This window comes from Mesorhizobium sp. M4A.F.Ca.ET.050.02.1.1, from assembly GCF_003997725.1.
GTDB lineage: Bacteria > Pseudomonadota > Alphaproteobacteria > Rhizobiales > Rhizobiaceae > Mesorhizobium.
In genome coordinates, this window is record NZ_RZSG01001172.1 from 1 (window position 1) to 1,306 (window position 1,306).

The 1,306-nt window shown below is 64.7% G+C and carries 1 protein-coding gene and 1 pseudogene; one reads left to right on the forward strand and one right to left on the reverse strand.

Features of this window, described 5'->3' with window-relative positions; genetic code table 11:
- Window positions 1–865 (forward strand): amidohydrolase (locus tag EOA33_RS36060; protein WP_127407747.1); only part of this gene is annotated, 865 nt, incomplete at its 5' end.
- 112 nt (window positions 866–977) lie between these two features.
- Here EOA33_RS36060 and EOA33_RS36065 read toward each other — a convergent pair.
- Window positions 978–1,306 (reverse strand): annotated as a pseudogene (locus tag EOA33_RS36065) (MFS transporter); the annotation flags it as partial.

The window sequence follows — 1,306 nt, forward strand, 5'->3', positions numbered from 1 at the left end:
TTTCCACATCTGGCGCCAGAAGGACCAGCCCTGGCTGGTCGGACCGATGGTGCCGCGCATCTTCGGCCCCTACGAGCCGATCCGCCGCGACTATCCAATCGAGGAATTCCTCGAAGACCAGAAGGGGTCTGGCGTCGAAAAGACCGTCTATGTCCAGACCAACTGGGCCAAGGAGGATTTCGAGAAGGAAGTCGCCTTCCTGCAGAAGACCGCCGACGAAACCGGCTGGCCGCACGCCATCGTCGGCTATGCCGACATGACCGCCGACGATGTCCGGCCGCAGATCGACCGGCTGATGAAATACAAGCTGCTGCGCGGCGTGCGCATGCAGTTGCACTGGCACGAGACGCTGGCTTTCCGCTTCGCCGCCTCGGCAGACCAGGTCATCGATCCCACAGTGCGGAAGAATGTGGCGCGGCTGAAGGACTACGGCCTGTCCTTCGACCTCCAGCTTTTCCCGGCGCAGATGAAGGACGGCCTGACGCTGGTCGGCGAGAACCCCGAGACCAACTTCATCCTCACCCATGCCGGCATGCTGACCGGCATGGAACCGGAAACCACCGAGGCATGGAAGACCGGCCTGCGCACGCTCTCCGCCGCGCCCAACGTCTACGCCAAGCTGTCCGGCCTGGGCACCTTCGTCCACCGCAACGATCCGGCGCTGATCGCCTACATCGTCGACAACGCGATCGATATCCTCGGCCCGGACCATCTGATGTTCGGCTCGAACTTCCCCATCGAGAAGCTGTGGACTAGCCACGCCGAGCTGATCAAGGCGCACCGCGCGGCGGTGGCCAGGCACGGCGCGGCGGCAGAAGCGGATATCTTCTGGATCACTGCGGAAAGGGTTTATCGACCGGCATGAGAGCCTGCACCCCTGTGGGAGACGGTGGATCGGCGCGCGGCCCCGAGACGGATGAGGGCGCGACCAAAGGCGGAGCGAAGTTTATCTCGGCGATCGGCCCAAAATCCGGATGTCAATTCCGCGGCGAATGGCCTGAAACCTCGGCGCCCGCGGCCGGCGGCAGCACCAGGAAGCGGAAGGCGGCCGCAAGGCCGATTCCGCCGACCACCAGGAAGGCGATGCGGAAATCGACGAGATCGAGTGCTGCCCCGCCCCTCGCGATCTGCGACAGATTGAGGACCGCCGCCGCGACCGCCACGCCGAACAGCATCGATATCTTCTGCAGCATGCTGGACAGCGTCGCCGCCGAACTGCGCTGCGCGCCCGAGATATCGGCGAAAGCCAGCGTGTTGAGCGCGGTGAACTGCATCGAACGCGACAGGCCGGCGACCAGCATCAGCG